The organism is Candidatus Neomicrothrix sp., assembly GCF_035329545.1.
Taxonomy (GTDB): domain Bacteria; phylum Actinomycetota; class Acidimicrobiia; order Acidimicrobiales; family Microtrichaceae; genus Microthrix; species Microthrix subdominans.
Window position 1 is genome coordinate 67,449 of sequence record NZ_DAOLGP010000007.1, and the last position, 26,020, is coordinate 93,468.

At 68.7% G+C, this 26,020-nt stretch carries 24 protein-coding genes; 10 read left to right on the forward strand and 14 right to left on the reverse strand.

Annotated elements, in window-relative coordinates:
* Nucleotides 1-32: 32 nt before the first annotated feature.
* Complete coding sequence (locus PKD89_RS05990; protein WP_289010204.1) at nucleotides 33-650, reverse strand: class I SAM-dependent methyltransferase; 618 nt, start codon at nucleotides 648-650, stop codon at nucleotides 33-35.
* A gap of 212 nt (nucleotides 651-862) precedes the next feature.
* Here PKD89_RS05990 and PKD89_RS05995 point away from each other — a divergent pair, with 212 nt between their 5' ends.
* Together PKD89_RS05995 and PKD89_RS06000 are read left to right on the forward strand one after the other, a co-directional pair.
* Entirely contained in the window at nucleotides 863-1,447 is a 585-nt protein-coding gene (locus tag PKD89_RS05995; protein WP_289010205.1) for a DUF2231 domain-containing protein, read from the forward strand.
* 162 nt (nucleotides 1,448-1,609) lie between these two features.
* A complete protein-coding gene (locus tag PKD89_RS06000; RefSeq protein WP_289010206.1) occupies nucleotides 1,610-2,530 on the forward strand; it encodes a cation diffusion facilitator family transporter in 921 nt (306 codons plus the stop codon).
* An 85-nt stretch (nucleotides 2,531-2,615) separates the two neighbouring features.
* Here PKD89_RS06000 and PKD89_RS06005 read toward each other — a convergent pair whose 3' ends face one another.
* Nucleotides 2,616-3,224, reverse strand: a complete 609-nt coding sequence (locus PKD89_RS06005; protein WP_289010207.1) for a TetR/AcrR family transcriptional regulator — start codon at nucleotides 3,222-3,224, stop codon at nucleotides 2,616-2,618.
* A 146-nt stretch (nucleotides 3,225-3,370) separates the two neighbouring features.
* Between PKD89_RS06005 and PKD89_RS06010 the strand changes: the two genes are divergently transcribed.
* Together PKD89_RS06010 and PKD89_RS06015 are read left to right on the forward strand one after the other, a co-directional pair.
* Nucleotides 3,371-5,527: an acyl-CoA dehydrogenase gene (locus PKD89_RS06010; RefSeq protein WP_289010208.1), complete on the forward strand. Its 2,157-nt coding sequence runs from the start codon at nucleotides 3,371-3,373 to the stop codon at nucleotides 5,525-5,527.
* 171 nt (nucleotides 5,528-5,698) lie between these two features.
* Complete coding sequence (locus PKD89_RS06015; RefSeq protein WP_287380503.1) at nucleotides 5,699-5,962, forward strand: ferredoxin; 264 nt, start codon at nucleotides 5,699-5,701, stop codon at nucleotides 5,960-5,962.
* Between the two features lie 91 nt (nucleotides 5,963-6,053).
* Here PKD89_RS06015 and PKD89_RS06020 read toward each other — a convergent pair whose 3' ends face one another.
* Nucleotides 6,054-6,776, reverse strand: a complete 723-nt coding sequence (locus PKD89_RS06020) for a flavodoxin family protein (RefSeq protein WP_289010209.1) — start codon at nucleotides 6,774-6,776, stop codon at nucleotides 6,054-6,056.
* A 101-nt stretch (nucleotides 6,777-6,877) separates the two neighbouring features.
* Between PKD89_RS06020 and PKD89_RS06025 the strand changes: the two genes are divergently transcribed.
* Complete coding sequence (locus PKD89_RS06025) at nucleotides 6,878-7,852, forward strand: aldo/keto reductase (protein WP_289010210.1); 975 nt, start codon at nucleotides 6,878-6,880, stop codon at nucleotides 7,850-7,852.
* On the opposite strand, the gene PKD89_RS06030 is transcribed toward PKD89_RS06025, so the two are convergent.
* The gene (locus tag PKD89_RS06030; protein ID WP_287390100.1) at nucleotides 7,849-8,379 is read right to left on the reverse strand and encodes an SRPBCC family protein; all 531 of its coding nucleotides are present in this window, start codon (nucleotides 8,377-8,379) and stop codon (nucleotides 7,849-7,851) included. The two genes, PKD89_RS06025 and PKD89_RS06030, sit on opposite strands and share 4 nt — an antisense overlap.
* A gap of 404 nt (nucleotides 8,380-8,783) precedes the next feature.
* Here PKD89_RS06030 and PKD89_RS06035 point away from each other — a divergent pair, with 404 nt between their 5' ends.
* Nucleotides 8,784-9,977, forward strand: a complete 1,194-nt coding sequence (locus PKD89_RS06035; RefSeq protein WP_287390102.1) for a nuclease-related domain-containing protein — start codon at nucleotides 8,784-8,786, stop codon at nucleotides 9,975-9,977.
* A 185-nt stretch (nucleotides 9,978-10,162) separates the two neighbouring features.
* On the opposite strand, the gene PKD89_RS06040 is transcribed toward PKD89_RS06035, so the two are convergent.
* The 3 genes from PKD89_RS06040 to PKD89_RS06050 form a co-directional block, all read right to left on the reverse strand.
* Nucleotides 10,163-11,899, reverse strand: a complete 1,737-nt coding sequence (locus PKD89_RS06040; protein WP_289010211.1) for a neutral/alkaline non-lysosomal ceramidase N-terminal domain-containing protein — start codon at nucleotides 11,897-11,899, stop codon at nucleotides 10,163-10,165.
* A 117-nt stretch (nucleotides 11,900-12,016) separates the two neighbouring features.
* Nucleotides 12,017-12,388 carry a DUF4345 family protein gene (locus tag PKD89_RS06045; RefSeq protein WP_287380491.1) on the reverse strand — a complete coding sequence of 124 codons (372 nt, stop codon included), beginning with the start codon at nucleotides 12,386-12,388 and terminating at the stop codon, nucleotides 12,017-12,019.
* A 33-nt stretch (nucleotides 12,389-12,421) separates the two neighbouring features.
* On the reverse strand, nucleotides 12,422-13,771 hold the full coding sequence (locus PKD89_RS06050; protein WP_289010212.1) for a glycoside hydrolase family 1 protein: 1,350 nt from the start codon (nucleotides 13,769-13,771) through the stop codon (nucleotides 12,422-12,424).
* 220 nt (nucleotides 13,772-13,991) lie between these two features.
* On the opposite strand from PKD89_RS06050, the gene PKD89_RS06055 reads away from it, so the two are divergent.
* Entirely contained in the window at nucleotides 13,992-14,423 is a 432-nt protein-coding gene (locus tag PKD89_RS06055) for a YccF domain-containing protein (RefSeq protein WP_289010213.1), read from the forward strand.
* Between the two features lie 30 nt (nucleotides 14,424-14,453).
* Here PKD89_RS06055 and hutI read toward each other — a convergent pair whose 3' ends face one another.
* From hutI to hutU, 6 genes are all read right to left on the reverse strand, one after another.
* Nucleotides 14,454-15,620 (reverse strand): imidazolonepropionase, encoded by a 1,167-nt coding sequence (gene hutI, locus PKD89_RS06060; RefSeq protein WP_289010214.1) that lies wholly within the window; start codon nucleotides 15,618-15,620, stop codon nucleotides 14,454-14,456.
* Nucleotides 15,621-15,679: 59 nt separating this feature from the next.
* Nucleotides 15,680-17,035, reverse strand: a complete 1,356-nt coding sequence (locus tag PKD89_RS06065) for a formimidoylglutamate deiminase (RefSeq protein ID WP_289010215.1) — start codon at nucleotides 17,033-17,035, stop codon at nucleotides 15,680-15,682.
* A 52-nt stretch (nucleotides 17,036-17,087) separates the two neighbouring features.
* A complete protein-coding gene (locus PKD89_RS06070; RefSeq protein ID WP_324332316.1) occupies nucleotides 17,088-17,534 on the reverse strand; it encodes a carboxymuconolactone decarboxylase family protein in 447 nt (148 codons plus the stop codon).
* Between the two features lie 156 nt (nucleotides 17,535-17,690).
* On the reverse strand, nucleotides 17,691-18,263 hold the full coding sequence (def, locus tag PKD89_RS06075; RefSeq protein WP_289010217.1) for a peptide deformylase: 573 nt from the start codon (nucleotides 18,261-18,263) through the stop codon (nucleotides 17,691-17,693).
* A complete protein-coding gene (locus PKD89_RS06080) occupies nucleotides 18,263-19,081 on the reverse strand; it encodes a phytanoyl-CoA dioxygenase family protein (protein WP_289010218.1) in 819 nt (272 codons plus the stop codon). The genes def and PKD89_RS06080 overlap by 1 nt, the downstream gene beginning before the upstream one ends.
* Complete coding sequence (hutU, locus tag PKD89_RS06085; RefSeq protein ID WP_287390121.1) at nucleotides 19,078-20,766, reverse strand: urocanate hydratase; 1,689 nt, start codon at nucleotides 20,764-20,766, stop codon at nucleotides 19,078-19,080. Before hutU ends, PKD89_RS06080 begins: the two co-directional genes overlap by 4 nt.
* Before the next feature lie 101 nt (nucleotides 20,767-20,867).
* On the opposite strand from hutU, the gene PKD89_RS06090 reads away from it, so the two are divergent.
* Both PKD89_RS06090 and hutH read left to right on the forward strand, forming a co-directional pair.
* Nucleotides 20,868-21,602: an IclR family transcriptional regulator domain-containing protein gene (locus tag PKD89_RS06090; RefSeq protein WP_287390123.1), complete on the forward strand. Its 735-nt coding sequence runs from the start codon at nucleotides 20,868-20,870 to the stop codon at nucleotides 21,600-21,602.
* On the forward strand, nucleotides 21,599-23,128 hold the full coding sequence (gene hutH, locus PKD89_RS06095) for a histidine ammonia-lyase (protein WP_289010219.1): 1,530 nt from the start codon (nucleotides 21,599-21,601) through the stop codon (nucleotides 23,126-23,128). Before PKD89_RS06090 ends, hutH begins: the two co-directional genes overlap by 4 nt.
* A 67-nt stretch (nucleotides 23,129-23,195) precedes the next feature.
* On the opposite strand, the gene PKD89_RS06100 is transcribed toward hutH, so the two are convergent.
* Nucleotides 23,196-24,743 (reverse strand): helix-turn-helix domain-containing protein, encoded by a 1,548-nt coding sequence (locus tag PKD89_RS06100; protein WP_289010220.1) that lies wholly within the window; start codon nucleotides 24,741-24,743, stop codon nucleotides 23,196-23,198.
* A 183-nt stretch (nucleotides 24,744-24,926) separates the two neighbouring features.
* Between PKD89_RS06100 and PKD89_RS06105 the strand changes: the two genes are divergently transcribed.
* A complete protein-coding gene (locus PKD89_RS06105; RefSeq protein WP_287390129.1) occupies nucleotides 24,927-26,000 on the forward strand; it encodes a hypothetical protein in 1,074 nt (357 codons plus the stop codon).
* Nucleotides 26,001-26,020: the final 20 nt, after the last annotated feature.

Below are 26,020 nucleotides of genomic sequence, written 5' to 3' on the forward strand. Positions count from 1 at the left end.
GCCGCCCTGAGAGCCCGCTCTCCCCCACCGCCTCAATCGGAGGAGGCCGGCCGACTGAGGACCGAAATGAGAAACTCGGACTCCTCGCCGAAGGGGCGTAGATCCCAGGTGCTCACCTCGAGGTCGAGGACCAGGCCAGCGGCCTCGGCATTGTCACGGAACTCGTCGAAGGGGTAGCCGCGCTCGGCGCCGAAGCCGACGACGAGTCGGCCGCCGTCGGCCAGGTGGGCGCCGAGGCGTGACACCACGAGGCTGCGGGTGCTCGGCGCCAGGAACGTCATCACGTTGCCGGCGCAGACGATCACGTCGAAGTCGGCCGCGACGCCGACGGCGGGCAGATCGAGTTCGGCCAGGTCGCCCACCAGCCAGGTTGCACCCGGGTGTTCCCGTTGAGCCTCGGCGATCAGCACCGGATCGACATCGACACCGACGACCTCGTGACCCAACTCCGCCAACGTCGACCCCACCCGACCGGGCCCGCACCCGGCATCGAGGATGCGAGCCGAGCGCGGCGCCATCGCATCGATCAGCCTGGCCTCCCCGGCCAGATCCCGGCCCGCCTCCGCCATCGTGCGAAAGCGCTCGATGTATCGCTGGGAGTGGGTCGGGTCCTCGTCTGTGATCTCCACCCATTGACTGCGCTCAACCATGCTGCCCCGTCATCGCTCGCCCGATCGTTTGCTGCCCCACGGTAGAGCGTCCGAGCCAACGCATCCGGCCCCCTGACTTCTAAAATGGCTTTACATTGACGTTAGACCGCCGTAGTTTGAATGACGGGGGTCACGCTCCTCAGGAGCGCCCGACCACACCGACCATCGCCCACGAGGACCAGTTCACGAACCAACCAAGCGAGGAGCGTCACATGCGCAAGTTCTCGGTCCGTCCGACATTGACCATGAAGGGCCGCACGTTCAAGGGACCGCGCGGATTATCGGGCAAGCCGTCGCACCCACCCCTGACCGATGTGCCCATCGCTGCCTACCTGATCGCCGCCGTGTTCGACGTGATCTCGACGATCGCCGGCGATGGTCGAGCCTGGGCGGACGAACTGTGGCACGCGGGCACCTACCTGTTCATCGCCGGCGTCATCGTCTCGGTGTTCGCCGCTCTCACCGGCTTGGCGGACGCCCGGGATTCCTCCGAGGCCGGCACCCAGGCCAGGCGCACGATCAACACGCACGCTGCGATCATGGTCACCGTCACGGTGCTGGCGCTGATCAACCTGGCCTGGCGGCTGTCGCAGTTCAACGTCGCTGCCGCCACCCCGGTCGCCATCGCCGTGCTCTCGGTCGTGATCGCACTGCTGGTGTCGCTGGGCGCCACCTTCGGCGGATCGTTGGTGTTCGAGTACGGATTCAACGTCGAGACAGCGGGCGACCATCCGGTATGGCACCAGTCCGAAACCGACGTGTTTCCCGGCGAGGAGCACCCGGCAGCCGACGGGTGAGCACCGCCGGGTAGTTGACCACCGCCGAGTGCTGGGTCATCCTCACATCTGTGAAGACGTGCCAGTCGTGGCCATGACGCTTCAGCTGTCTCGAGCGCACAGCGCCCACGACACCGTCGGTCAGTGGGGCGCTCACGCCCGCACCGTGGGCGAGGCGACCCCATGAGCGGGGACCACAACCACGGAGGCGGCGCGCTCCGGGCCGGGGCCCGGCACCAGAAGCGCCTGCTGATCGCCTTCGTCCTGATCGCCGGCTACTTCGTCATCGAAGCGATCGGTGGACTGCTCACCAACTCCCTGGCGCTGCTCTCCGATGCCGGACACATGCTGACCGACGTCATCGGCCTCGGCATGGCACTGGCCGCCATCCAGCTGGCCAACCGTCACGCGAAGAAGGCCAGCGCAGGCCAGCACTCCTTCGGTTTGTATCGCCTGGAGATCCTGGCGGCGTTCGTCAACGCACTGCTGCTCTTCGGCGTCGCCATCTACGTGCTGATCGAGGCGATCAAGCGCATCACCGGCACGCCCGAGGTGCTCGGCGTGCCCATGCTGGTCGTCGCAAGCATCGGCCTGGTCGTCAACCTGATCGCCTTCGCGTTGCTGCGCGAGGGCGCTTCGGAAAGCCTCAACGTGGAAGGCGCCTACCTCGAGGTGGTGGCCGACACGATCGGGTCGGTCGGGGTGATCGTGGCCGCCGTCCTGTTGCAGGTGTTCGGCTGGACGTGGGTCGACCCGGTGATCGGGGCGGCGATCGGGCTGTGGATTCTGCCTCGCACCTGGCGCCTCGGCAACCAGGCGGTGCGGATCCTCCTCCAAGCGGCGCCACCGGAGATCGACCTCGAGGAGGTCAGGAGGTCGCTGGCGGCGATCCCTGGCGTGATTGACGTGCACGACCTGCACGTGTGGACGCTGACCTCCGAGATGGAGAACGCCTCGGTCCACCTGGTGGTCGACACGATGGATCGCTCGCACGGGGTGCTCGACCAGGCGAGGAGCCTGCTCCAGGAGCGCTACGACATCGGCCACGCCACCCTGCAGGTGGAGCCGAGCGACCACGAGGGATGCGACGAACTCGCCTGGTAGGCAAGGCCAGTTCGGGGCTGGAGTTCGGCGGCCGCCTCGATCCAGCAGGTGGCCACCCCCGACGACCTGGCCACGTCGAAGCAGTTCAGCGGGGTGGGTCGAGCGCCGCCTCGAACACGGCCACCACGTCAGCCGCCTGGTCGGTGGGTGCATGCTCGCCCAGCTGGGTGAGGGTCATCAGCAGGGAGAGGATGATCGACACGATGCCGGCGCCGACGACCGCAGGGTCGATGTCGGCGCGGATCTGCCCATCGAACTGCTCGGCGGTCAGCCGGGCCGCCACCGCCTTGCGCAGCTCGGCCAGCGCCGGCAGATCGACCACCCGGTCCAGAACGTCAGGCTCGTGGTTGGCCAGCACACGACGGGCGAGCGGATGGCGGCTCACCGCCTCGACGAGGCTCACCAGCAGGCCCTGGCGCCAGCGATGACCGACGGACTCGTCGAACACAATCGCCATGCCCTCCGAGATCGCCGAAGCGGCGTCCTCGTCGAGGGCGGCCAGAAAGAGGGCCTTCTTGTTGTCGAAGTAGGCGTAGGCGGCGGTGCCGCTCACCCCGGCGTCGCGGGCGATGTCGGCCACCGACGTGCCCCTGAACCCGTCCCGCCCGAAGCGGGCAATGGCGGCGTGGAGGATATCCAACCGAGTCTGCTCCCCCTTGCCCAGGGGTACCGAAGCAGACTCGTCATCGGCCATGGAGCCACCCTATACCCAATGAGGGATTGGTGAATTCTCTCATTTAGCGGAGAGTGAAGGTCCTCCGGACATCGCAGGGAACCGGGTCCCCGGCGTAGAGTCTGGGCCCCGTCGTCGCTGTATCTGACCCCTTTGGAGCACGCATCATGGCCATCGCCATCACCGAAGACCACCAGGCGCTGGGCGCCACCGTCGCCGACCTGGCCGACAAGCGGCAGTTGCTCGAGGCCAACCGCTCCCTGCTCGAGGCGACCGAGGAGAACCTTCCCGCCGCCTGGGATGAGATCGCCAAGCTCGGCTGGCTCGGCCTGCACGTGCCCGAAGCCTACGGTGGCTCCGGTTTCGGCCTCGAGGAGCTGGTCGTCGTCGTCGAGGAACTGGCCCGCAAGGTGGCGCCGGGACCGTTCGTCCCCACGGTGATCGCCAGCGCCGCCATCGCCGCCAGCGGCGACGAAGCCGCCTGCGCCAACCTGCTGCCCGGCCTGGCCGACGGCTCCCGCACCGCTGCGGTCGCCCTGGGTGCCACGGCAACCCTTGACGGATCGAGCGTCTCGGGCTCGGCCGGCGTGGTGCTCGGCGGCGGCCTGGCCAACCTGTTGCTCATCGCGGTCGGCGATGACGTCGCGGTCGTCGAAGTGAACGACCCCAGCGTCACCGTCGAAACCCCGCCCAACCTCGACCCGTCCCGCCGCTCGGCCCGCGTCACCCTCGACGACACTCCGGCGACCGTGCTGGCCGGTGGGGCCCAGGCGCTCGTGGACCTGTCACGCGTGATCCTCTCCGCCGACGCGGTCGGCATCGCGGCGGAGTGCACGCACTCCGCCGCCGAGTACGCCAAGGAGCGCATCCAGTTCGGTCGGCCGATCGCCATGTTCCAAGCGGTGAAGCACCACTGCGCCAACATGGCAGTCGCCACCGAAATGGCCACCGCAGCAACCTGGGATGCCGCGCGTGCCGCCGCCACCGGCGGCGATCAGCTCAGCTACACCGCCGCAGTGGCCGCCACGCTGGCCGCCCCCGCAGCCGACCTGTGCGCCAACCTCAACACCCAGGTGCACGGCGGCATCGCCATCACCTGGGAACACGAAGCCCACCTCTACCTCCGCCGGGCGACGACGCTGTTGCACTTCCTCGACGCCGACGGGGCCGCGGCCGACCTGGTCGACCTGGCCCGTCGGGGCGTGACCCGGGCCAAGACGGTCGAGCTGCCGCCCGAGGCCGAAACGATCCGCGCCGACGTGCGAGCCTTCGTCGACGAGCTCGCCGACCTCTCCGAGGAAGAGCAGAAGGCCAAGCTGGTCGAGACCGGCTACGCCATGCCGCATTGGCCCAAGCCCTACGGGCGGGCCGCCGGGCCAATCGAACAGCTGGTGATCGAGCAGGAGTTCGGCACCGCCAAGGTGACCCGCCCCTCCTACGGCATCACCGGCTGGAACATCCTCACGCTGATCCAGTACGGCACCGATGACCAGGTGGCGCGCTGGGTGAAGCCGGCGCTCGACCAGGAGGTCGTGTGGTGCCAGCTGTTCTCCGAGCCCGACGCCGGCTCCGACGCCGCCGGCGTCACGACCAAGGGCACCCGGGTGGACGGCGGCTGGCTGGTCAACGGCCAGAAGGTGTGGACCTCCGGCGCCCACTACTCGGGCATGGGCTTCGCCACCGTCCGCACCAACCCGGATGTCCCCAAGCATGACGGCATCACGATGATGGTGATCGACATGCACGCCGAGGGCGTCGAGGTGCGCCCGCTGAAGATGGTCAACGGCGGCAAGGAGTTCAACGAGGTCTTCTTCAGCGACGTCTTCGTGCCCGACGATGACGTCGTCGGGCCGGTCGACGGCGGCTGGACCGTGGCGCGCGCCACGCTCGGCAACGAAAGCGTCAGCATCGGCAGCGGCGACGGCGGCATGGCCATGCCCCCCGAGCTGCTGATGTCGGCCTACGACGCCCACCCCGAGCGCCTCGGCGGCGGGGCAGCTCGCCTGGGGCGCTACCTGGCTGACCATCATGCGATGGGCCTGCTCAACCTGCGCAGCACCAACCGCGCCGTGTCGGGCAGCGAGCCCGGGCCCGAGGGCGCTGTCACCAAGCTGGTGCTCTCCGAACTCGGCCACGATGCCGCCGCCATCCTCACCGAGCTGTACGGCCCAGATGCGGTGTTCATGGACGGTGACGCGGTCATTGGCAACCAGATGGTGTTGATGCACCGTGCGCTGTCGATCGCTGGCGGCACCTCGGAGATCAAGCGCAACCAGATCGGCGAACGCATCCTCGGCATGCCGAGGGACCCGCTGATCAACTAATGCCTCCGCTGCGGGAGCGGACGCCGCCTCTCGCGGGGAGGGAGATCCGGAAGCCTTGGGCTAGTCTGACCCGCTCACAAGGCGAACCGCCGTCGGCACCGAGCCAGTCGGTTCCGCTCGTTCGCAGCGACCATCGAGACCCCGCCGAAGATGCGGACAGGAGACGATTTCATGCACGTTTGGATCGACCAGGATCTGTGCACCGGCGACGGCCTGTGCGAGGAGATCGCCCCCGAGGTGTTCTTCGCCCAAGACGATGGCCTTTACTACGTCAAGGAATCTTCCGGGAACTTCGGTACCGAGAAGCTCTTCGACGGCGTGACCAACCCTGCCAGCCACGAAGGCCTCGCCCGCATCCCCGATGGAGAGATCGAAAGCGTGATCGAGGCTGCCGAGGAGTGCCCCGGCGAGTGCATCTTCATCGAGCCCGAGTGACGCCCACCGCCCACCCGGTCGGCTAGGCCGACCGGGGCGCAATCGGCTGGTACGAAGTTCCTGATCCGCTCAGTCGATCCGGTCGCAGTACTCAGCCGATCGGGTCAACCGACTGGTCGGCCGCGTTGGTGAAGTTCTGGTAGTCCTCGGCGCGGTTGCCGTCGGTGGGAAAGCCGCCGTTGGCCCGCAACATGGCGGCGGTGTGCATCAGGTTCCACGTCATGAACGTACAGTTCTGGTTGGTGAAGTCGCTGTCGAACCCAGTCGGCACATCCGAACCCTCGACGACGTCGCCGTAGCTGGAGCCCGGCCCCACCTCGCCGATCCAGCCGCAGTCGGCCTGGGGCGGGATCGTGTATCCGATGTGGGACATCGCATAGAGGATGTCCATCGAGCAGGCCTTCACGCCGTCCTCGTTGCCGGTGACGATGCACCCGGCGGTCTTGCCGTAGTACAGGTACTGCCCCTTGTCGTTGGTCTCGCCGCTCGACGCGTACATGCGCTCGACGGCGAGGGTGGCCACGCTGGACTTCACACCCAACCAGATCGGCGTACCCATCACGAAGATGTCGGCGGCCATGATTTTCGCCTGGATTTCGGGCCAGTCATCTCGGGGACGGCCGTGCTCGGTGAGGTCCGGGTACATCCCGTGGGGGATGACGTGCTCAAGGGCGTGAACGGTCTCAACCGACACCCCCTCGGCCTCCATGATGCCCGCCGAGCGGCTCATCAACCTCGCAGTGTGAGAGTCGGCCGGATCGTACTCCAGCGAGCAATTGAGGAAGAGTGCGCTGAGGTGGGAAAAGTCGGACATCTGGGCTCCTTGGCTCGGCCGGGTCGGTATCCGACCGGCCCTGCAGATATACCCCGACGTCATCTCAGCTCAACCCACCGATGCGGGGATATCTTCGGGTGATGACCCCCTCGATGCAGCAGCACACGCTCGGCGCCGCTGGGCCGACGGTCTCGATGATCGGCATGGGCACCGCCGCCCTCGGTCGACCGCTGTACATCAACGATGGCCACGGCGAGGACCTGGCTGGCGCCGCAGACCCCGATTCGCTCGGAGCGCGAGCGGGCAAGGTGTTCGACGCAGCGCTGGCCGGGGGCATCACCTACTTCGACACCGCCCGGTCCTACGGCCTGGGCGAGCGTTTCCTCGGCCGGTGGCTCAACCGGCGGGGTCGGGTTGGGCTCACCGTCGGATCGAAGTGGGGCTACACCTACGTGGCCGACTGGGATCCAGACGCCACCATCCACGAGGTGAAGGACCACTCCCTCTCAGCCCTGCGGCGCCAACTCGGAGAGTCCAGGGCCGAATTGGGCAACCACCTCGGCCTTTACCAGATCCACTCGGTCACTCCGGACTCGCCGGTGCTCGACGACGCTGCGGTGACCGGTGCGCTGAACGAGTTGCGGGCCACCGGGGTGCGCATCGGACTGACCACCAGCGGACCAGAGCAAGCCAACGTCATCCGACGTGCGCTCGAGCTCGCCGTGGACGGCACGCTGCTCTTCGCCACGGTGCAGGCCACTTGGAACCTGTTGGAACGCTCGGCGGGGCCGGCGCTGGACGAGGCCCACGACGCCGGACTGGGCGTGATCGTCAAGGAGGCGCTGGCCAACGGCCGCCTGGCCGGCTCGGGCGACCGGGCCGACGCTGCCCACCTCGGGGGTTGGCCCCCCGACGCCGTCGCTCTGGCGGCGGCCGCGTCTCAGCCGTGGGCGGACGTGGTCCTCAGCGGTGCGGCCACGGTCGACCAACTGCGGTCCAACCTGCAGGCCTGCCAGGTGATGTCCGACCTCGATCCGGACTCCGTCCTGGCCGCCGTCGCCCCGATCGAGTCGGAGCGGTACTGGAGCGAACGCTCCCAACGACCCTGGACTTAGCCGGCGTCGGGGCGGCCGGCACCCGGGGCGACCTTCCGCGCCAGGATCCCCAGCGTGGCCCGCAGGTTGGTCTCCGTGATCACGGGGAAGATCCCCGCTCCGCGGTACACCTCGTTGATGTCGGACCAGTCGTAGTAGGAGGTCACCCGGGTGCCGCCCTCGACCGGCTCCAACCGGTACCCGTACACGTGGCCCAACGGGGGCTGCATGGCACCGTCGATCGTCCAGGCGATCTCACGGTCCTGGTCAAACGCAGTGATGACGACGATCACCTCGTACTCGCCCAGGTCGTAATCGCGGAGGGAGTCTCGGTCCATGTGCACGACGAAGCGATCGTCGACCGCCGTCGCCGGTTCGCCCTCGGCCCACATCAGCATGCCTGAGGCGTCGATGTCCACGTGTCCGGCGGGATCGGCCAGCACCGCAAAGATCGCCGGCGGCTCGGCGGCGATCGTGCGGTCAACCTCGATGCGCTCGACCTCTGGGTGATCGCCGGCTGTGCGATCAGCCTCTGTGCCTTCGGCCATGTGCCTGCCCACTTTCGTCGCGAGCTGCGATCCTCCCACAGCACCCAACCCCGCCCACCGCCACGCCCACCCGTCGGTCCGCCCGAACTCCCCACCCACCCCACTCGCAACTCGGGAGCCCGAACGACCGCCAGAGCGCAGTGTGCACTCCCGAGTTCGCCCACCACTCGCAACTCGGGAGCCCAAACGACCGCCAGACAGCGCTCTGCACTCCCCGCTACCGGACTCCCCGGGCCGGAGGCCGCATGACGGATCTGAGCGTGTTATGAACTCCCTACTGCGGTTTCGTGAACGCGGTGGCCTCAGCCCAGGACACCAAATCGACTCACGTCGGAGGATCAGTGGAGCACGCGCATTTCGGTACCGACGAGAATCGGTGGTTAAGCGGTGAACCTCGAACGCCGGTGACGTCCGACCTCGGAGGCAGCCAAGGCAAAGACGAGCTGGTGGCGATCCGCAAGCGCGTCTACGGCCACGACATGCTGTACGTCTCCCAGCCCGACGGATCCAAGATCGGCCGGATAAACCTCGAGACCGGCCGGATCACGATGGACCGTGCCGAGCTGCGCGACATTTTCGATCGCTTCGTCGCGGGATGGCGGGCCACCCACATGGGTCAGCAGCCACCGTCCGACGACGATCGAGACGAAGGCACCCGCCCAACGGGACCCCACGCCTCGCACGAGTCGAACCCCACGCCCCATGCAGGGTTGCCGACGCCGCAGACGCCGGATCCCCCCTGGCAGCCGCCGGACCCGGCGACACGTGCACCGGACCCGACGTGGCCTGCACCCGAGCCGTTGCCGCAGGCTGCGGAGCCAGCGCCGACACACTGCACCGATCTGCCTCAAGTTGAGCCGATTGCCCCCGTTGCCCCCGTGTCTGCTGACGCTACCGACACCGCCGGCGCATCGGCCCAGAACGAGTATCACCGTCGGTCGGAACGCGAGCTGGCCACGAAACATCAGAAGGTGGCCGACGACGCCCAGTGGCGCCAACAGATCAAGGCCGAGCGGCCGGTGATGGGTCGAGTGGCAACCGCGCTCACCGCCAAGCCGCGGATCACCCCGGAGTCGCAGGCGACTGCGGCATGGAAGGTGGGCGCCGAGGGAGAACGGCGCGTCGGCGAGGTACTACAGGGCGTTCGGGGCATCGAGGTGCTGCACGACCGGCTGATTCCCGGCAGCCGGGCCAACATCGACCACCTGGTCGTCGGCCCTTCGGGCGTGTTCGTCATCGACGCCAAGAAGTACACGGGCAAGCTTGAGGTGAGGGACAAGGGCGGGCTGTTCCGCCACGACCCCCACCTCTATGTCAACGGCCGGGATCGCACCAAGACGGTCGACGGTGTGCTCCGCCAGGTCAAAGTGGTTCGTACCGCCCTCGGTGACGACTTCGCCGACGTGCAGATCCGTGGAGTGCTGTGCTTCATCGGCGCCAAGTGGCCGTTGATGAAACACCCCCACCGGGTCAACGGAGTGGTGGTTGTCTGGCCGAAGGGGCTTCCCAAGGTCGTCACAGCAAGCGGCGCGCTGGACGATCGCGTCGCCGACGTGGCCGAGCAGCTGCGCAGCCGGCTTCGTTCAGCGGGTCAATGACGCGGCACCCATCCAAGACATGAGGTAACGGCACCCAGCCGCAACTCGGGAGCCCAAACGACCGTCTGACAGCGCTCTGGACTCCCCACTTCCGGACCCACCCGCAACTCGGGAGAGCCCAGATGACCGCCAGACCGCAGTGTGCACTCCCCAGTTGCGGTTTTGAGGAGGGTATTGGGACGGTCTCAGGGCACCGGTAGGTTGCTGCGCAGCGCCAGCTCGTCGGCCGGCTGCGGGGCGGGACGGGTCTCGCTGTCGTAGTCCCGCTCGACAGTGGGCTTCACCAGTTGTTGGGCCAGCCGCTCGAAGCGGGTCTGGAACGCGGCGAGCGTCCAGCGGCCGAAGATGGTGTGCCCGCCCTCGTATGCCTGCTCGTCATATTCCTGGTGCGTCGTGACGTAGCCCATGTAGTCGTTGCAGTAGCTCATGAACAGCACGTTGGTGACGCCGTCGGCTTCGAGCACGGGGCGCACGGTGTCGACCACGCGCCGGCCGGACATCGTGGTGAACTCGCCCGGGCAGCACACCAGCGCCAGCGTGCCAATCCGTACGATCTGGATCGGCAGCACCGTGGGCACCAGCGAGCTGCGATCCAGCGCCCCGATCTTCGCTTGGCGCTTCAGCTCGGCAGCTGACGGGTCGGCCCAGTCGGGCACCATCGACTTGGCGATGGGGGTCCCCAACTGCAGCTTGGGCTCGTCCTCCATCAGGATGTCCTTGGGATCCTGCGTTTCGTACAGTCGCCGCATAGCCTCGGCCTCGGCGGCCGGCATGCGGTCGACCCTCCTCAGGCGTCGCCAGCGCAGCAGCCGGGACTGGAGGCGTGCGGCCACGGCGATCGGCTTGGGCATGCCCGGGCCGTCGACCCGCGTGCCGGCGAAGAACGCCACGCCGTGGCATGGCTTGCCGGTGCGGGCGCCGGTCACCCCACCGGCAAACCGGGCGTCGGCCTCGACGTCGGTGAAGTCGATGTACGTGAGCACACCGTCGATCGACCCTTCGATCGACGACCCGACGTCGCTGAGCGAGCCGTCGGCCCGCGCTGCGGCGATGGCCGCGTCCCGCTGCACGGCGCCGTTGCGTTCGGCCTCGACGTACTCGGCCTCGCCCGAGATCCGCTTGCGTCGGGCTACGTCGCCCGGCCCGTGGTAGTGCGGCGACACGTCCCCTGCGGTCGCTTGGGCGAAGATCGCCACCGGGTTGCTCACCCCATCGGCGGCGAGGGTGGCCTCGACACCGGCGGCGGCGTAGCCCTTGTTGTCGCCGTCGTGGCGCTCCAGGGTGTTGCCGAGGCTGGTGCAGTGCACGCCGAACAGGCTGAGCATGGAGTTGAGCTCGCCGTCGCGCCGCGCGGTGAGCACGCGCATTCTGCGGTCGAGCGCCAGGTGAGCCTGGGTGTCGGCCAACGGCGTCGACTCCGGGTTGCGCAGGTACGAGGCCAGCGACCGGTTCCAGGCCACTTCGGCCTCGGGCGCAATCTGAGTATCGCCGAGGGCCAGGTCGGTGGGGGCGGCACTCGCCCTGGCCTCGAGGATCGCAGCGGTGCAGGCGGCGACGACCGCATCGAGGTGCTCGGGAACGAACCCGGGGGTGACGACGTTGTACAGCGCCTCGTGACCGCAGCCGCCGGGCGAGGAGTGCGTGTGAGTGCAGGTGAGCACAAACGCCTCCTCGAGAAACTCGCCGCCGAGCTCGGCGCGCAGGGCGGCGACGACGCCGGAGCGCATCGTGTGCAGCACCATTGCCAGGTCGACGCAGCAGATGATGGCGGCCCGCCCGTCGGCATCGGCCACGTACCAGGCCCGCGCGTACAGGGGCGTCTGCTGCCCCCTCGCTCGGTGGTTCCACATGCCGTAGCCGTTCATCGCCCGGCCGGCCGGCTCGATACCAAGGTCGACCTTGGCCCATCCGAGTTGATACATGCTGGTCCCTCCGCTGCCGGAGCGCTGACCTTAGGCGGAAGGGGTCCCGATGCCCTTCACGGAAGCGACACCCGAAACGGGGCACTCCCCGGCGCCGGGCATGACCGCCGGTTGGATTTACCCGAGGATCAGGACCAGCGAGAGCGCTGCAACGAATGCGAACTCGGTCGGCACGGCCAAGCGGGTATACCCCTCGGACCAGCCCCGGTCGATAAATGCTCCACCGATACGCGCCGCCAAGATCGCCGAAGCGATGAACAACACGCCCAGCACCGCCTCACGCCCGAGGTCGTTGAGGCCGAGGTAGGCGACGAAGGCGCCGAGACCCAACGCCAGCGCCCCGTAGTAGCAGCGCACTTCGGTGCGGCCCGCCGGCCCATCGGGGGTGAGGTTGTACATGGCCACCGCATCGGGGCGGATCAGGAAGGTCAGCCCGGTCACGGCGAAGTACCCGACGATCAGCACGATGGCGAAACCGATGAGTGTCACCGGCCGATCATGGCGTCGGGCGCCGGCGGTGGGTTAATCGACACCGTCGACGGTGGTCAACAGCCGCTGGAACCACTTGGCCGAGTCCTTCGGAATACGCCGATAGTCGTCGTCGTAGTCGGTGTAGACGATGCCGAAGCGGGGGCGACGGCCCAGCACCCACTCGACGTTGTCCGCATACGACCAGGCGAAGTAGCCATCGACGTTGATGCCCTCGGCCTTGGCCGCCAGCACCGCCTCGAGGCTGCGGCGGTACACCCAGATGCGGATGTCGTCGCGCACGCGACCATCGGGCTCCAGGCGATCCTGACCGCCGAAGCCGGCTTCGGTAACCACCATCCGCTTGGCCGCGGGATGGTTGGCGTACTTGCGGAACGTCCACAACAGGGCGTCGGCGTCCTGGGGAATGCCGATCGCCGAGCTCACCCGCGCCTCGGCGCTTGGCACGGTCATCGTCGGCACGGCCCCGATGACGGGCAGCTTCCGCAGGGCCACCAGCGGTCCGTAACACTGCACACCCATAAAGTCGTACTCAAACCGGGCGGCCTCGAGGTCGCCGTCTTCGATGTGCCGCTTCATCAACTTGAGGAGCGGGGTGGCCTCGAACGGGTAACCCAGGCCGCCGGCCGGGTCGAGATGCATGTCGATGGCCAATGCCTCGATGGCACGCTTGCGTTTGGCCGTGCGCTCGTCGGTGGGTTCGTAGGGGTAGGCGACCGACATGACGTTGGTCGTGCCAATTTCGGCATCAGGCGGCAGCGCTGCCCGCATGCGGCGACCCGCCTCGGCACAGGCCAGGTTGATGTGATGCACGCTGCGCAGGGTCGTGTTGGGATGCAGGCCCTTGCGACCGTAGAACCCCAACACCAGGTGGCCGGCCACGCTGGCCGGCTCGTTGAAAACCATCCACTTCCTGACCCGGTCGCCGAAGCGCTCGGCGCACACCTCGGCGAAGCGGGCAAAGTCCTCGATGATGCCCCGACGCGTCCAGCCGCCCTCGTTCCACAACGCTATCGGCAGGTCCCAGTGGTGGACGGTCACCCAGGGCTCCATGCCGGCCTCGAGCGTCGCGTCGATCACCCGATCGTAGAACTCCGCGCCTTTGGGGTTGAGCGCCTCGCGACCGGTGCCCATGAGCCTGGGCCACGACAGCGAAATGCGATTGGCGCCGAACCCGAAGCCCTTGATCAGGTCGATGTCCTCGGGGTAGCGGTTGTAGAAGTCGATGCCCTGGTCGCCACCCTCGCCGGCGATCCGACCGGTGCGGTTGAGTTCATCCCAGATCGATGGGGCCTTGCCGTCAGCATCGGGTGCGCCCTCGATCTGAAAGGACGCCGAGGCCACGCCCCAGGTGAAGTCGTCACCGAAATCGCTGCGCTTCATCGGTGCGTCACAAAGAGTCGAGTCGCCTGAGCGGGGGTCATAGCCGGGAATGGTAGCCAAGAGGTCCAACGGTCCAACCAGGGTGGCCAACGTGGGAGGTAACGTCGGTGACGGCCGTTGGGCCGGTCCTGGGAGTGCACCCTCGAGCGCCCTCTCCAGCGTCCGGCGATGACGTCAGCACCGAGCTGGCGTTTCGACAACGGCGAGGAGAGGCGGGGTCATGCGGACCATCGGCAACATCTTGTGGTTCATCTTCGCCGGCGTCTGGCTGGCCCTCGGCTACGCGCTTGCAGGGCTCGTGATGTGTATCACCATCATCGGCATCCCCTTCGGGGTGCAGGCATTCAAGCTGGCGGCCTTCACGCTGTGGCCCTTCGGCAAAACCGTCGTGCGCAGCTCCGACGGCGGGTGCCTCGAGGTCGGGGCGAACGTCGTGTGGTTCGTGTTGTTCGGCTGGGAGATCTTCCTGGCCCACCTCGCCGCAGGGCTGCTGCTCTGCATCACGATCATCGGTATTCCGTTTGGGATCCAGGCGTTCAAGCTGAGCGTGCTTTCGTTGTGGCCCTTCGGTCGGTCGATCGTGCACCTGGATGACCTGCCTGCCAACGCCGTGGTCAGCTACGCGGTGCCCGCCGACCCGACCCAGAAGTAACCGCCGCCTGCCAACGCCGGCGAGCCACGGTCAGCCACCACCCAACGGACCGATCGTCTGGCGGATCAGGGGGACACCCGGGCGATAGGCCAAGTGGTGATGGCTGGGCGCGTCGAGGATGACGGCGTGGCCAGCAAACCCCGGCGCCAGGCGACCCACGTCGGTGCGCCGCAGCGCCGCAGCGCCGCCGGTGGTGACGGCGGCGATCGCCTCGTCGATCGTCATGCCCATGTCCCGCACAGCCAGGGCGATGCAGAACGAGATCGATGTCGTGTAGCTGGACCCCGGGTTGCAGTTGGAGGCCAACGCCACCGTGGCGCCGGCGTCGATCACCCGACGGGCGTCGGGGTAGGGCTGACGGGTGGAGAAGTCGGTGGCGGGCAGAAACGTCGCCACCGTGTCGCTCCCGGACAGCGCCTCGATGTCGACGTCGGTCAGGTAGGTGCAGTGGTCGACCGAGGCACACCCGCACTCGACGGCCAGCTGCACGCCCGGCCCGTGACCCAGCTGGTTGCCGTGCAGCCGCAGGCCCAGCCCGGCCGCCCGGCCGGCGTCGAGCACCGCCCGGCACTGGTCGGCGTCGAACGCTCCGGTCTCGCAGAAGGCGTCCACCCACTTGGCCGTGCCCGCCACCCGGCCGAGCATGTCGTTGCACACCAGGTCGATGTAGTCGTCCGCACGCCCGGCGAACTCGCGCGGCAGCAGGTGCGCTCCGAGAAACGTGGCCTCCGGGGTGTGGGCGCGGGCGATGTCGACCGACCGGGCCTCGTCGTCGACGGTCAGCCCGTAGCCGGACTTGATCTCGATCGTCGTCGTGCCCGCCCGGTGCGCCTCGGCCAACCGGTTTCGGACCAGCGCGTCGAGCGCCGGGGTGGGCGTGGCCCGGGTGGCATCGGTGGTCACCTGGATGCCACCGCCGTCGTAGGGCTTGCCCGCCATGCGGGCGGTGAACTCCTCGGCCCGGTCGCCGGCGAACACCAGGTGGCTGTGCGAGTCGACAAAGCCGGGCAGCACGCAGGCGCCCTCGGCATCGATGCGGCGGTCGGCGAGCGCACCGGCGGGGCCCACCTCGACGACCACGTCGTTATCGATCACGACGCTGGCGTGCTCGACGATGCCCAGCGGGCCCCGGCCCAACGCCGGGTCGTTGGTGATCAGCGAGCCGATGTTGTCGATCACGAGCGATTCGGTACTCATTGGTCCAGCAACTCTCTGTTGGCATTGGTTGGGGTCGGCAACACTCAGTCCAGCAACACTCAATCCAGCAACTCTGCGATCGACACCTGCAGTTCGGCCGGGACGTCGAGCGTGGCATGGCGCCCATCGGCCACAACCACACGCCCGTCGACCAACACGTGCGTGACGTCACTCGCAGCGGCGGCGAACACCGCTGCCTCGATCGCCGAGCCGGGGGGCGTGCCGGCGGTGCGCACCGAGTCGAGGGTCACCGTTACCAGGTCGGCCCGGGCCCCCACAGTGATCGTGCCGGCGTCATCCCAGCCCAGGCTGCGATGGCCGTTCTCGGTCGCCATCGCCAGCAGCTCGGGCGCCGCGTGGACGCCGCGGCGTTGGCTGCGCAGCCGCTCGTGCAGCTCCAAGGCCCGGGCCTCCTCAAAGATGTCGATCGAGGCGTTCGAGTCGGTGCCCAGCGTCATCGCAATCCCTGCGTCGGCGAACGACGCCGTCGGGCCGATGCCGTCGCCCAGGTCGCGTTCGGTGGTCGGGCACATCGCCACGATCGCCTCGGCGTCGGCGAGCAGGACGATGTCGGCCTCGGTCAGGTGGGTGGCGTGCACGGCGCTGAACCGTGGGCCCAGCGCGCCCGCTGCGGCGAGCAGGGCGGTGGGCGTGACGCCGTGGTGGGCGAGGCAGGCCTCGTTCTCGGCGGTCTGCTCGGACACGTGGGCGTGCAGCGGGGCGTCGGTCGCCGCCGCCCAGTCGGTGAGCGTCGACATCGCCGCCGGGTCGACCGCCCGCAGCGAATGGATCGCTGCGCCCACCCGCTGTGTCGAGGGATCGGGGCCGAGCAGGTCGACCCGTTGCGCCCAGTACTCGGCACTTGCGTCGCAGAAGCGGCGCTGCTCGGCGCCGACCGGCAGGTACCCGTCGCCGTCGAGGCCGCCGTGCAGGTACAACGTGTCGAGCAGGGTGATGCGAATGCCGGCCTCGGCGGCGGCCGCCAGCACCGCCTCGCCCATGGCGTTGGGGTCGTCGTAGGGGGTGCCGTTGGCCTGGTGGTGCAGGTAGTGGAATTCGCCCACGCAGGTGATGCCGGCCAGCGCCATCTCGGCGAACGTCGCCCGGGCGAGGCGGTGGTAGCCGTCCGGGTCGAGACGGGCGGCCGCCCGGTACATCACCTCGCGCCACGTCCAGAACGTGCCGCCCTCGGCCTGGGTGCGCGACCGCAAGGCCCGGTGGAACGCGTGGCTGTGGGTGTTGGCCAGGCCGGGGATACTCAGGCCAGCCAGGCGCACGGCCCCGTCGGGCGGATCGGCACCCGGGGTGATCGACGCGAACCGACCGTCGACGACATCGATCGCCACCGCGGCCTCCACCACCCCGTCGATCACCGCCAGATCGCAGTGGTAGCTGCCGCTGATTGCCCTGCTCACCGGCCCACCAGTGCCTTCGTGCAACCGGCAAGCGTGGCGACGCCTCCCCGACTCAGCTCGCCAACGGTGCAGCCGGCGTGTGGGCGGTGACCGCCACCCGGTTCCAGATGTTGATGGCCACGATCGCCATGACGATGTTGGTGACTTCGAGTTCGTCGAAGTGCTGGCGTGCAGCGTCCCAGACCCGGTCGGTCACGCCGTGCTCCCCCATGCGGGTGACCTCGTCGGTGAGTTCGAGCGCCGCCCGCTCCGCCTCGCTGAAATAGGGCGACTCCCGCCATGTGGCCACTGCGATCGCTCGCCGCGGATCCTCGCCCTCCGCCACGGCGTCGGTCGTGTGCATGTCCAGGCAGTAGGCGCAGCCGTTGATCATCGAGGCCCGGATCTTGATCAGCTCGAACAACGTGGGGTCGACGTTCTTCTTGGCGTAGGTCTCGAGCGCCAGCACCGCCTTGAACGCGTCCGGGGCCTGCTTCCACATGTCGATGCGCTGCTCCATCAGGAGCTCCCTTCGTCCGCATGGCGGCTGGACGCCTCCGTGCGTCACCCAGTTTGCTGCGCCGTAAACGCAGGCCGTGCGCGGTCAACAGCGCTGAGGTTTCCGTCACGAACCAACCCAGTTCACGAACCCACCATGCTCACGAACCCACCATGCTCATGAACCCACCCGGCCGACGAACGCCGTGATGCGCTCGACGAACGCGTCGCGGTGGTGGGTCTCGTACTCGTCCCAGGTGCTGAGGGTGGTCGGGTCGTCCACCTTGTCGATGAACAGCACGCCGTCCAGGTGGTCGCACTCGTGTTGCCAGGTGGCGGCGGTCAACCCACGGATCACCTCGTCGTGCTCGCCGCCGTCCCGGTCGAGGTAGCGCACCCGCACGTTGACGTGGCGCCGCACCTCGCCCCGCAGCGGCACCGACAGGCAGCCCTCGTTGATGACGACCAGCTCGTCGTCGAGCGGTTCGATCACCGGGTTGATCGCCACGGTCAGCGGGATGCGGGGCTTGTAGGGGTAGCGGGGGTTGTCGCCCACCTCCATGACGGCGATGCGCACCGGCTCGCCCACCTGGGTGGCGGCCAGGCCGGCGCCGTTGGCGTGGCGCATCGTGGCGATGAGGTCGTCGATCAACGCCTGGGTCGCCGGCGACGTGACGTCGGCCGGCGCAACAGGCTCGGCCACCTCCCGCAGCGCCGGGTGGCCGATCGACAGAACCTCTCGCGTTGCCATCAAGCAGCAACCAGTCCGTCGGACCGGGTCCACAGCATCGGGAACAGCGGATGGTCCATCGGCACCCCCTCGGGGATCTCGGCGTCCAGACCGTCGAAGGGCGGCGAGGTGGTCCAGTGCCGAGGGGCGTGCACCATGTCGTCGCCGAGGTAGCGCACCGACAGCACCCGCCGCCGGTTGGCGCCGGACACGCCCCCGGAGCCGTGCACGGTCAACATGTTGAAGAACACCGCATCGCCCGGCTCGAGCTCCCAGCCGAGGATCTTCCAGCGGTCGGGCTCGTTGTCGAAGTCGGGCAGCTCGGCCAGCGCACCGTCGGGAAACCACTTGGCCTCTTCGTCGAGGAAGGTGCGGGGCATGTACCAGGGACCCCGATGGCTGCCGGCGATGAACTCCAACGTGGCCGACCGGGCCACCGGATCGACCGGAAACCACATCGACGCGTTCTGGGTGCCGTCGACGTTGTAGTACGGCTGGTCCTGATGCCAGGGGGTGCGCTGCTTGGTGCCCGGCTCCTTGACCAGCACGTGGTCGTGGTAGAGCCGCACCGTGTCGGAGTGGGTCAGCTCGGCGGCGATCTCGGCCCCGGGCGACTCCTTGATGAAGCGCTCCATGGCCGGCAGCCGATTCCAGTTGCAGAAGTCCTCGATAAAGGCCCCGTCGCTGTCGGCGCTGGCCCGCTTGGCCCTGGGGGACAGGTCGGCGAGGTTCTCGTCGATCGCCTCGGTGGCCCAGCCGATCTGTTCGGGGGTGAACGCGCCACGCACGCACACCGCCCCGTCGGCCTCGTAGTCGCCCTCGATCGTCCAGTTACTCATGATGTTGCCTCCGTCTTCATAGGTATCGTGACGCCGCGCTCATCGGCCACCTCGATCGCTCGGTCGTAGCCGGCATCGACGTGTCGAATCACGCCCATCCCCGGGTCGTTGGTCAGCACCCGCTCCAGCTTTTCGGCCGCCAGGTCGGTGCCGTCGGCGACGCTGACCTGACCGGCGTGGATCGACCGGCCGATGCCGGTGCCGCCGCCGTGGTGGATGCTCACCCAGGTGGCGCCCGAGCAGGTGTTGATCAGGCCGTTGAGCAAGGGCCAGTCGGCGATGGCGTCGGACCCGTCGGCCATCGCTTCGGTCTCCCGGTAGGGCGAGGCCACCGATCCGGAGTCGAGGTGGTCGCGGCCGATCACCACCGGGGCGGACAGCTCGCCGGAGCGGACCATCTCGTTGAAGCGCAGCCCCAAGCGATGCCGTTCGCCGTAGCCCAGCCAGCAGATGCGAGCGGGCAGCCCCTGAAACGCCACCCGTTCGCCGGCCAGCTGAATCCAGCGGTGCAGGCCTTCGTTGTCGGGGAACTCCTCGAGCACGGCCCGGTCGGTGGCGGCGATGTCCGCCGGGTCGCCCGAGAGCGCCACCCAGCGGAAGGGGCCAAGCCCCTCGCAGAACAGCGGGCGGATGTAGGCGGGCAGGAACCCCGGGTAGTCGAAGGCTCGGTCGAAGCCACCCAGCTTGGCCTCGGCCCGCAGGCTGTTGCCGTAGTCGAACACCTCGGCGCCGGCGTCCATGAAGCCGACCATCGCCTCGCAGTGGGCCGCCATCGCCGCTCGCGACCGCCGGGTGAACTCGGTGGGGTCGTTGCGCTTCATGTCCTCGGCCGCCTCGGAGGAGAGGTCGTTCGGCAGGTAGCTCAGCGGGTCGTGGGCGCTGGTCTGGTCGGTGACGATGTCGGCGTCGACGCCGTCGGCCAGCAGACGGGGCAGGATGTCGGCGGCGTTGCCGAGCAGCCCGACCGACAGCGGCGTCTTGGTGCGCTTCGCCTCGGTCACCCTGGCGACGGCGCTGGCGTAGTCCGGGGCGATCTCGTCGAGGTAGCGGTGGTCAACGCGACGCTGCAGCATGTGTTGGTCGACGTCGACGATCAGCGCCACGCCGTCGTTCATCGTCACCGCCAGGGGCTGGGCGCCGCCCATGCCGCCGGCACCGGCGGTGACGGTGAGAGTCCCCGCCAGCGTGCCGCCGAAGCGGAGGCGGGCGATCTCGGCAAAGCACTCGTACGTTCCCTGCAGGATGCCCTGGGTGCCGATGTAGATCCACGACCCGGCGGTCATCTGGCCGTACATGGTGAGGCCTTGGGCCTCGAGACGACGGAACTCGTCCCAGTTGGCCCAGTCGGGCACCAGGTTGGAGTTGGCCATGATCACTCGGGGCGCCCACTCGTGGGTCCGCATAATCCCGACCGGCTTGCCCGACTGCACCAGCATCGTCTCGTCGCGTTCCAGCGAGGTGAGCCCCCGAAGCATCGCCCGGTAGGCGTCCCACGAGCGGGCGGCCCGACCGGTGCCGCCGTAGACGACCAGCTCGTCGGGGTTCTCGGCCACCTCGGGGTCGAGGTTGTTCTGCAGCATGCGGTAGGCGGCCTCCTGCTGCCAGCCCTTGCAGGTGAGGTTGGTACCGCGGGGTGCCGAGATGTTTGTGACCGGGGTGCCAAGGGGACCAAACGTGTTGCTCATGGCTTGCAGTGTGGCCGTCACACCACTACGTTGTCAATCAGTAACAACGTTTGTCACCAGACGACACACTCGGCACGCAGCGAAAGCGATCGGAGCAGGCGATGAACCCGGCGACACCCGAACCCTCCAGCCCGAACACCTCCGACGACGCGGAGCTCGACGGCACGGCATCCGAGGATCCGGCGGTCCCTCGCTCGATCGGCAGGCTCCTCGACGTGCTGGAGATCGTGCTGTCCAAGCACAGCTGCAACCTGACCAGCGCCGCCACCACGTCCGGTCTCACGCCCACCACCACGCTGCGCTACCTGCGGGCACTCGAGGTTCGCGGCTACCTGGAGCGCGACGATTCAGGCGACTACTCGGCCGGACCCACCCTGTTGCGCCTGTCCGCCTCGCTGCGCGACCGCAGCGTGCTCGACCGACTCGCCGCCGCCGCCCAGCCCCACCTCGATCGGCTGGCCGCGGAGACCGGCGAATCCGCCTACCTGGCGATCAGCGACGGACGTATCGGCACCTACGTCGCCGCCGCGGAGAGCCCCCGGGCGATCCGCCACGTTGGCTGGGTCGGCCAGGATGTGCCCCTGGAAAACTCCGCCCTGGGGTCGGCGCTGCGCAGCCCCGGCCTGGTCGTCGATCGCACCGGTGCGATCGAGGAGGACATCACCGCCATCAGCCGAGCGCTTCCCGTCGAGGGGACGCTGGGCATCGCCGTGTCGATCGTCGGGCCGGAGCACCGCTTCGGCATCGAGGAACGCGCCGAACACGAAACCGCACTCAACCATGCCGTCGAAGCGCTCGAACGCGAGCTTCGCTTCAGCGGAGAGGACCTCACATGACCATCCAACTCGACGGCCCCGGCGTCACGATCGCCAATGTGGTCGCCGTCGCCCGCCGAGGCGAGCGGGTCGAGCTGACCCCAGCCGCACTCGACGCGATGGAAACCGCCCGGGCAACGGTCGAACGTCTCGCTGAAGGCGCACCCAACTACGGCATCTCCACCGGGTTCGGAGCACTTGCCACCGTGTCGATCCCGCCGGAGCGCCGACGCGCCCTTCAGGCAGCCCTGGTCCGCTCCCACGCAGCGGGCATGGGCGACCCGGTCGAGGACGAGGTCGTCCGGGCGATGATGCTGCTTCGCGCCCGCACCCTGGCCCTCGGCTACAGCGGTGCCCGTCCGCTGGTGGCCCAGGGCATGGTCGATCTGCTCAACGCCGGCATCTCGCCGGTCGTGCCCGAGTACGGATCGCTCGGCGCCAGCGGTGACCTGGCTCCGCTGGCCCACGGCGCCCTGGCGCTGCTCGGCGAGGGCGAGGTTGACCACGACGGTCGCCGCCGCCCCGCAGCCAACGCCCTGGCCGACGCCGGCCTCGAGCCGATCGTCCTGGCCGAGAAGGAGGGTCTGGCGGTCACCAACGGCACCGACGCCATTCTCGGCATGTTGTGCCTGGCGATCGACGACACCGCCCGCCTGCTCGTCCAGGCCGATGCCATCACCGCCATGACCGTCGAGGGGCTGCTGGCCACCGCCTCACCCTTCGCCGCCGACCTTCAGGCCATTCGTCCTCAGCCGGGCCAGGCCATCTCCGCCGCCAACCTGGTGACCATGCTCGCCGGCTCACCGATCGTCGCCAGCCACGACACCCCCGACGACGTGCGGGTGCAGGATGCCTACTCAATCCGCTGCACGCCCTCGGTGCACGGGGCGGTGCGCGACACGCTGGCCCACTGCACCTCGGTCGCCGGTTACGAGCTGGCCTCCGCCATCGACAATCCGATGGTGCTGCCCGACGGCCGGGTCGAGTCGTGCGGCAACTTCCACGGGGCTCCGCTTGGGTTTGCCGCCGACTTCCTGGCCATCGCCGTCTCCGAGATCGGTGCGATCGCTGAGCGTCGGATGGACCGCATGTTGGATCACACCCGCAGCCAGGGGTTGCCGCCGTTCCTGGCGGAAGAGGTCGGGGTCGACAGCGGGCTGATGATCGGCCACTACACCGCTGCGGCGATGGCGTCGGACAACAAGCGCCTGGCCGCCCCGGCGTCGGTGGACTCGCTGCCCACCTCGGGTATGCAGGAGGATCACGTGTCCATGGCGTGGCTGGCGGTGCGCAAGCTGCGCAAGGTGATCGACAACGTCCGCCGGATCCTGGCCGTCGAATACGTCTGCGCCGCCCGGGCTATCGACCTGCGGGCACCGCTCGAGCCCTCCCCCGCCACCGACGCGCTGCATCAGCTACTGCGAACCGAGGTTGCCGGACCGGGCCCCGACCGTTACCTGGCGCCGGAGCTGGCGGCCGCCGAGGAACTCCTGCGCTCAGACCGCTTCGCTGAGGTGCTCGCGGACGTGGGCGTCACGCTGCACTGACCTCGGCCGTCGAGCAGGCAGACGAGGCTCGCCAACCCCAGGTGGGTGGTACCACCGCCGCGAGGCGTTACGAGGCGCCGTCGGGGTGCCAGGGGCCGTCGTAATGACGGAAGACGTAAACGGCCACCTCGCATTCAAGCGACCGGGCGGCGTCGTCGATCAGCGCTCCAAGGATCGACTCGATCCGGTCCAGCCGATTCTTGAACGTGTTGTAGTGCACGTGGAGGCGCCGGGCGCCCTCGGCCATGTTGCGGGTCTCCAGCCACATCCCCAACGTCGCAACCAGCTCGCTTTGGTGAGTTCTGTCGTAATCGACCAGTGGTCCGATCGCCTGCTCGACGAACTCGGCCAGGTCCTCGGTGGGAGTGGAGGCCAGCAGGCGTTCCAGCCCAAGCTGGTCGAACACCGCCGTGATGTGGCGGCCCCTCGCCCACCGCCCGACGTCGACTGCGCGACTGGCCTCGAGGTAGCTCCGAGGTATCGACATCGGGTCGTCGACGCGGCGACCGACGCCGATGCTGACGTTGACGTCGACCACCCGCTCGTCGAGCTCCCGGCGAAGCCGTTCGGCGATCGCCCGTCGCTCGGCCGGTTCGGCGGTTTCGGGGGCGATCAGTGCGGCGATCGTCGTGCTGCGGGTCCAGACGATCACCTCTCGTCCCAGCGTGGTCTGGGCAGCCGCAGAGATGGTGGCCAGGGCGGTCGACACCACGTCCTGATCGACCGGCGGGTCGATCGAAGCCAACAGCACGGCCCGCGGGCGGGCCAGATCCCATCCGAAGCTGATCGCCCGCTCGGCCACATCGGCGATATCGCCGGCGTGCCCCGAGATGAGCTCTTCGAGCGACGTCGCCGCAAAGCGAGCCCGCTCGGCGGCGGCGGCGGTGGCATGGGCCATCCGCACAGCGATCGATGACGAAGCGCGTTGCAGCGCCAGCCGTCCCTCGTCGTCGAGTTCCGTTTCCGTGGTGAGGGCGACGATCTCGCCGTAGCGGAACTCCCCGGCCAGGATCGGCTGGCGGACCCAGCGAGACTCGGCAAAGTCGACCCCCACTTCGGCGTCGGAGGGCACGACCACGGTCGCCCGCCCTTCGGGGTCGAGCACGGCGACCGGGCAGCCGAGCAGCAGGTACAGGGTGGTGGCGATCTCCGGGGCGCCCCCGCCGGCGAGGACGATGGGGGTGAAACGCTGATGAATGTCGAGGATGCGCTCCAGGCGCCTGCCCTGAGCATCGAGCAGCGCGTCGAGCACCGCTGTGGTCACGTCGGCGAGCACGGCCTCGCTGGGAAAGGTGATCAGCGGCACGGCCTGGGCGTCGGCCGCCCGCAACAGCGCCTCCGGAAGTGGGTTGTCGCCGTCGATGCGAACGGCGACCGCTGCCACTTGGGCTGCGTCCAACCGTCCGAGCAGGTGCTCCCACGCCTCCCCGTCGTCGAGCAGCGCCTCGATGCTGGTGACGACCAACTCGCCTGCGCCTACGTCGGCCAGTTGGTCGGACGTGGCTGCGATCTTGGCCCGGCTCACCTGCCGGTTCAGGCCACCGACCCCGGCGACCACCTGGGCGTCGCTGCTCATCGCATCGACAACCGCACCGACGTCAAAGGATCGCCACACGCCCACAGTCTGGCCCGTCGCGGCCCGCCCGCCGACGCCGACGCCGTGGTCGATGTCGGCTGCGGCCCCGCAGAACGCTGCCGAAGGTGCGCAGGGTCACTCCTCGGGCGGTGACGACGAGCGGGTGCTAGGAACGAGGCAACAGACAGAGCGAAGCGAACCGAGCGAGCTGGGAGAAAAATCATGCTGGACGTTGTCAACCGGTTGTTGAAGCTGGAGGCCGAGCTCGTCGTGACGATCACGCTCCCGCTCGACCGACACCGGCCCCACAGCGACGCGGACCGCATCCGGCTCCGCAACCTGGTCGCCGATGCCACCGCGCAGGTGAGCGACCGCAGTGACAATCCCCGCCCGATCATCGCCAACCTCGATCGTGCCGCTGGGTCGGTCGATCTCGGCGGCGGCGCGTACGGAGTGGTCCTCGTCGCCACCGCCGACGTGGCCGAAGCGCATCCGTTGCCGTTCCCGGTTCGAGAGGAGCTGGCTCTGGCGACCACGCCATCGACGCGAATGCTGGTGCAGGGCCTGCGGAGGAGCCCCCGCTATCGGGTGCTCGTGGTGTCCGATCACGTTGCTCGGCTGTTTGCAGCGGTGCGCGACGACTTGAGCGAGGTGACCGACCATGGATTTCCGTTCTCGGCCGACATCGCTCACAGCGATCGCCGCGCCGTCGCCGGCCGCTTTGCGCGCGAACCGGCCGGTGACGACCAGGAGCAGCGCCGCAACTTCTACCGGAGCGTCGACAAAGGCCTCGCCGAGGTGACCCGCGCGGACCCGCTGCCGATCGTCGTCGCCGGCGTCGAACGCTCGGTGGCCACCTTCACCGAGGTCACCGAGCACGCGTCGCTGAGCGCCGGCCATATCGACGGCGGCCACGACGACACCTCGGCCTACGACCTCGGCCAGTTGTCGTGGCCGGTCATGCGTCAGCAGCTCAAGGCGCGCCGCTCCGAGGTGATCGATCAACTGAGCGCAGCCGCCCACGCCGAGAAGGCGGTCACCGGTATCGACGAGGTCTGGCAGCTGGCCCGGGAGGGCCGAGGTCACCTGCTCGTCGTCGAGGAGGACTATCGCGCACGCCCGTCGGTCGAGGCGGACGGGTACCGCTTGGTCCCGGCCGCCCCGGCCGACGTGCAGGTGATGGACGATCCCGTCGACGAACTGATCGAGCACGTCGTGCGCACCGGCGGCTCGGTCGAGTTCGTGGCCAACGACGCTTTGGTCGACCTGGGCCGCATCGGCTTGATCCTTCGCTGAGCCCAACCCGCAGCGCCGAG

Excerpts from the sequence above, each read along its gene's own strand:
- PKD89_RS06090 (WP_287390123.1), top strand. The coding sequence starts at position 20,868 with ATGAACCCGGCGACACCCGAACCCTCCAGCCCGAACACCTCCGACGAC.
- PKD89_RS06055 (WP_289010213.1), top strand. The coding sequence starts at position 13,992 with ATGCGGACCATCGGCAACATCTTGTGGTTCATCTTCGCCGGCGTCTGG.
- hutI (WP_289010214.1), bottom strand. The coding sequence starts at position 15,620 with ATGAGTACCGAATCGCTCGTGATCGACAACATCGGCTCGCTGATCACC.
- PKD89_RS05995 (WP_289010205.1), top strand. The coding sequence starts at position 863 with ATGCGCAAGTTCTCGGTCCGTCCGACATTGACCATGAAGGGCCGCACG.
- PKD89_RS06080 (WP_289010218.1), bottom strand. The coding sequence starts at position 19,081 with ATGAGTAACTGGACGATCGAGGGCGACTACGAGGCCGACGGGGCGGTG.
- PKD89_RS06010 (WP_289010208.1), top strand. The coding sequence starts at position 3,371 with ATGGCCATCGCCATCACCGAAGACCACCAGGCGCTGGGCGCCACCGTC.
- hutH (WP_289010219.1), top strand. The coding sequence starts at position 21,599 with ATGACCATCCAACTCGACGGCCCCGGCGTCACGATCGCCAATGTGGTC.
- PKD89_RS06000 (WP_289010206.1), top strand. The coding sequence starts at position 1,610 with ATGAGCGGGGACCACAACCACGGAGGCGGCGCGCTCCGGGCCGGGGCC.
- hutU (WP_287390121.1), bottom strand. The coding sequence starts at position 20,766 with ATGAGCAACACGTTTGGTCCCCTTGGCACCCCGGTCACAAACATCTCG.
- PKD89_RS06105 (WP_287390129.1), top strand. The coding sequence starts at position 24,927 with ATGCTGGACGTTGTCAACCGGTTGTTGAAGCTGGAGGCCGAGCTCGTC.
- PKD89_RS06070 (WP_324332316.1), bottom strand. The coding sequence starts at position 17,534 with ATGGAGCAGCGCATCGACATGTGGAAGCAGGCCCCGGACGCGTTCAAG.
- PKD89_RS06050 (WP_289010212.1), bottom strand. The coding sequence starts at position 13,771 with ATGAAGCGCAGCGATTTCGGTGACGACTTCACCTGGGGCGTGGCCTCG.
- PKD89_RS06005 (WP_289010207.1), bottom strand. The coding sequence starts at position 3,224 with ATGGCCGATGACGAGTCTGCTTCGGTACCCCTGGGCAAGGGGGAGCAG.
- PKD89_RS06040 (WP_289010211.1), bottom strand. The coding sequence starts at position 11,899 with ATGTATCAACTCGGATGGGCCAAGGTCGACCTTGGTATCGAGCCGGCC.
- PKD89_RS06030 (WP_287390100.1), bottom strand. The coding sequence starts at position 8,379 with ATGGCCGAAGGCACAGAGGCTGATCGCACAGCCGGCGATCACCCAGAG.
- def (WP_289010217.1), bottom strand. The coding sequence starts at position 18,263 with ATGGCAACGCGAGAGGTTCTGTCGATCGGCCACCCGGCGCTGCGGGAG.
- PKD89_RS06015 (WP_287380503.1), top strand. The coding sequence starts at position 5,699 with ATGCACGTTTGGATCGACCAGGATCTGTGCACCGGCGACGGCCTGTGC.
- PKD89_RS06025 (WP_289010210.1), top strand. The coding sequence starts at position 6,878 with ATGACCCCCTCGATGCAGCAGCACACGCTCGGCGCCGCTGGGCCGACG.
- PKD89_RS05990 (WP_289010204.1), bottom strand. The coding sequence starts at position 650 with ATGGTTGAGCGCAGTCAATGGGTGGAGATCACAGACGAGGACCCGACC.
- PKD89_RS06020 (WP_289010209.1), bottom strand. The coding sequence starts at position 6,776 with ATGTCCGACTTTTCCCACCTCAGCGCACTCTTCCTCAATTGCTCGCTG.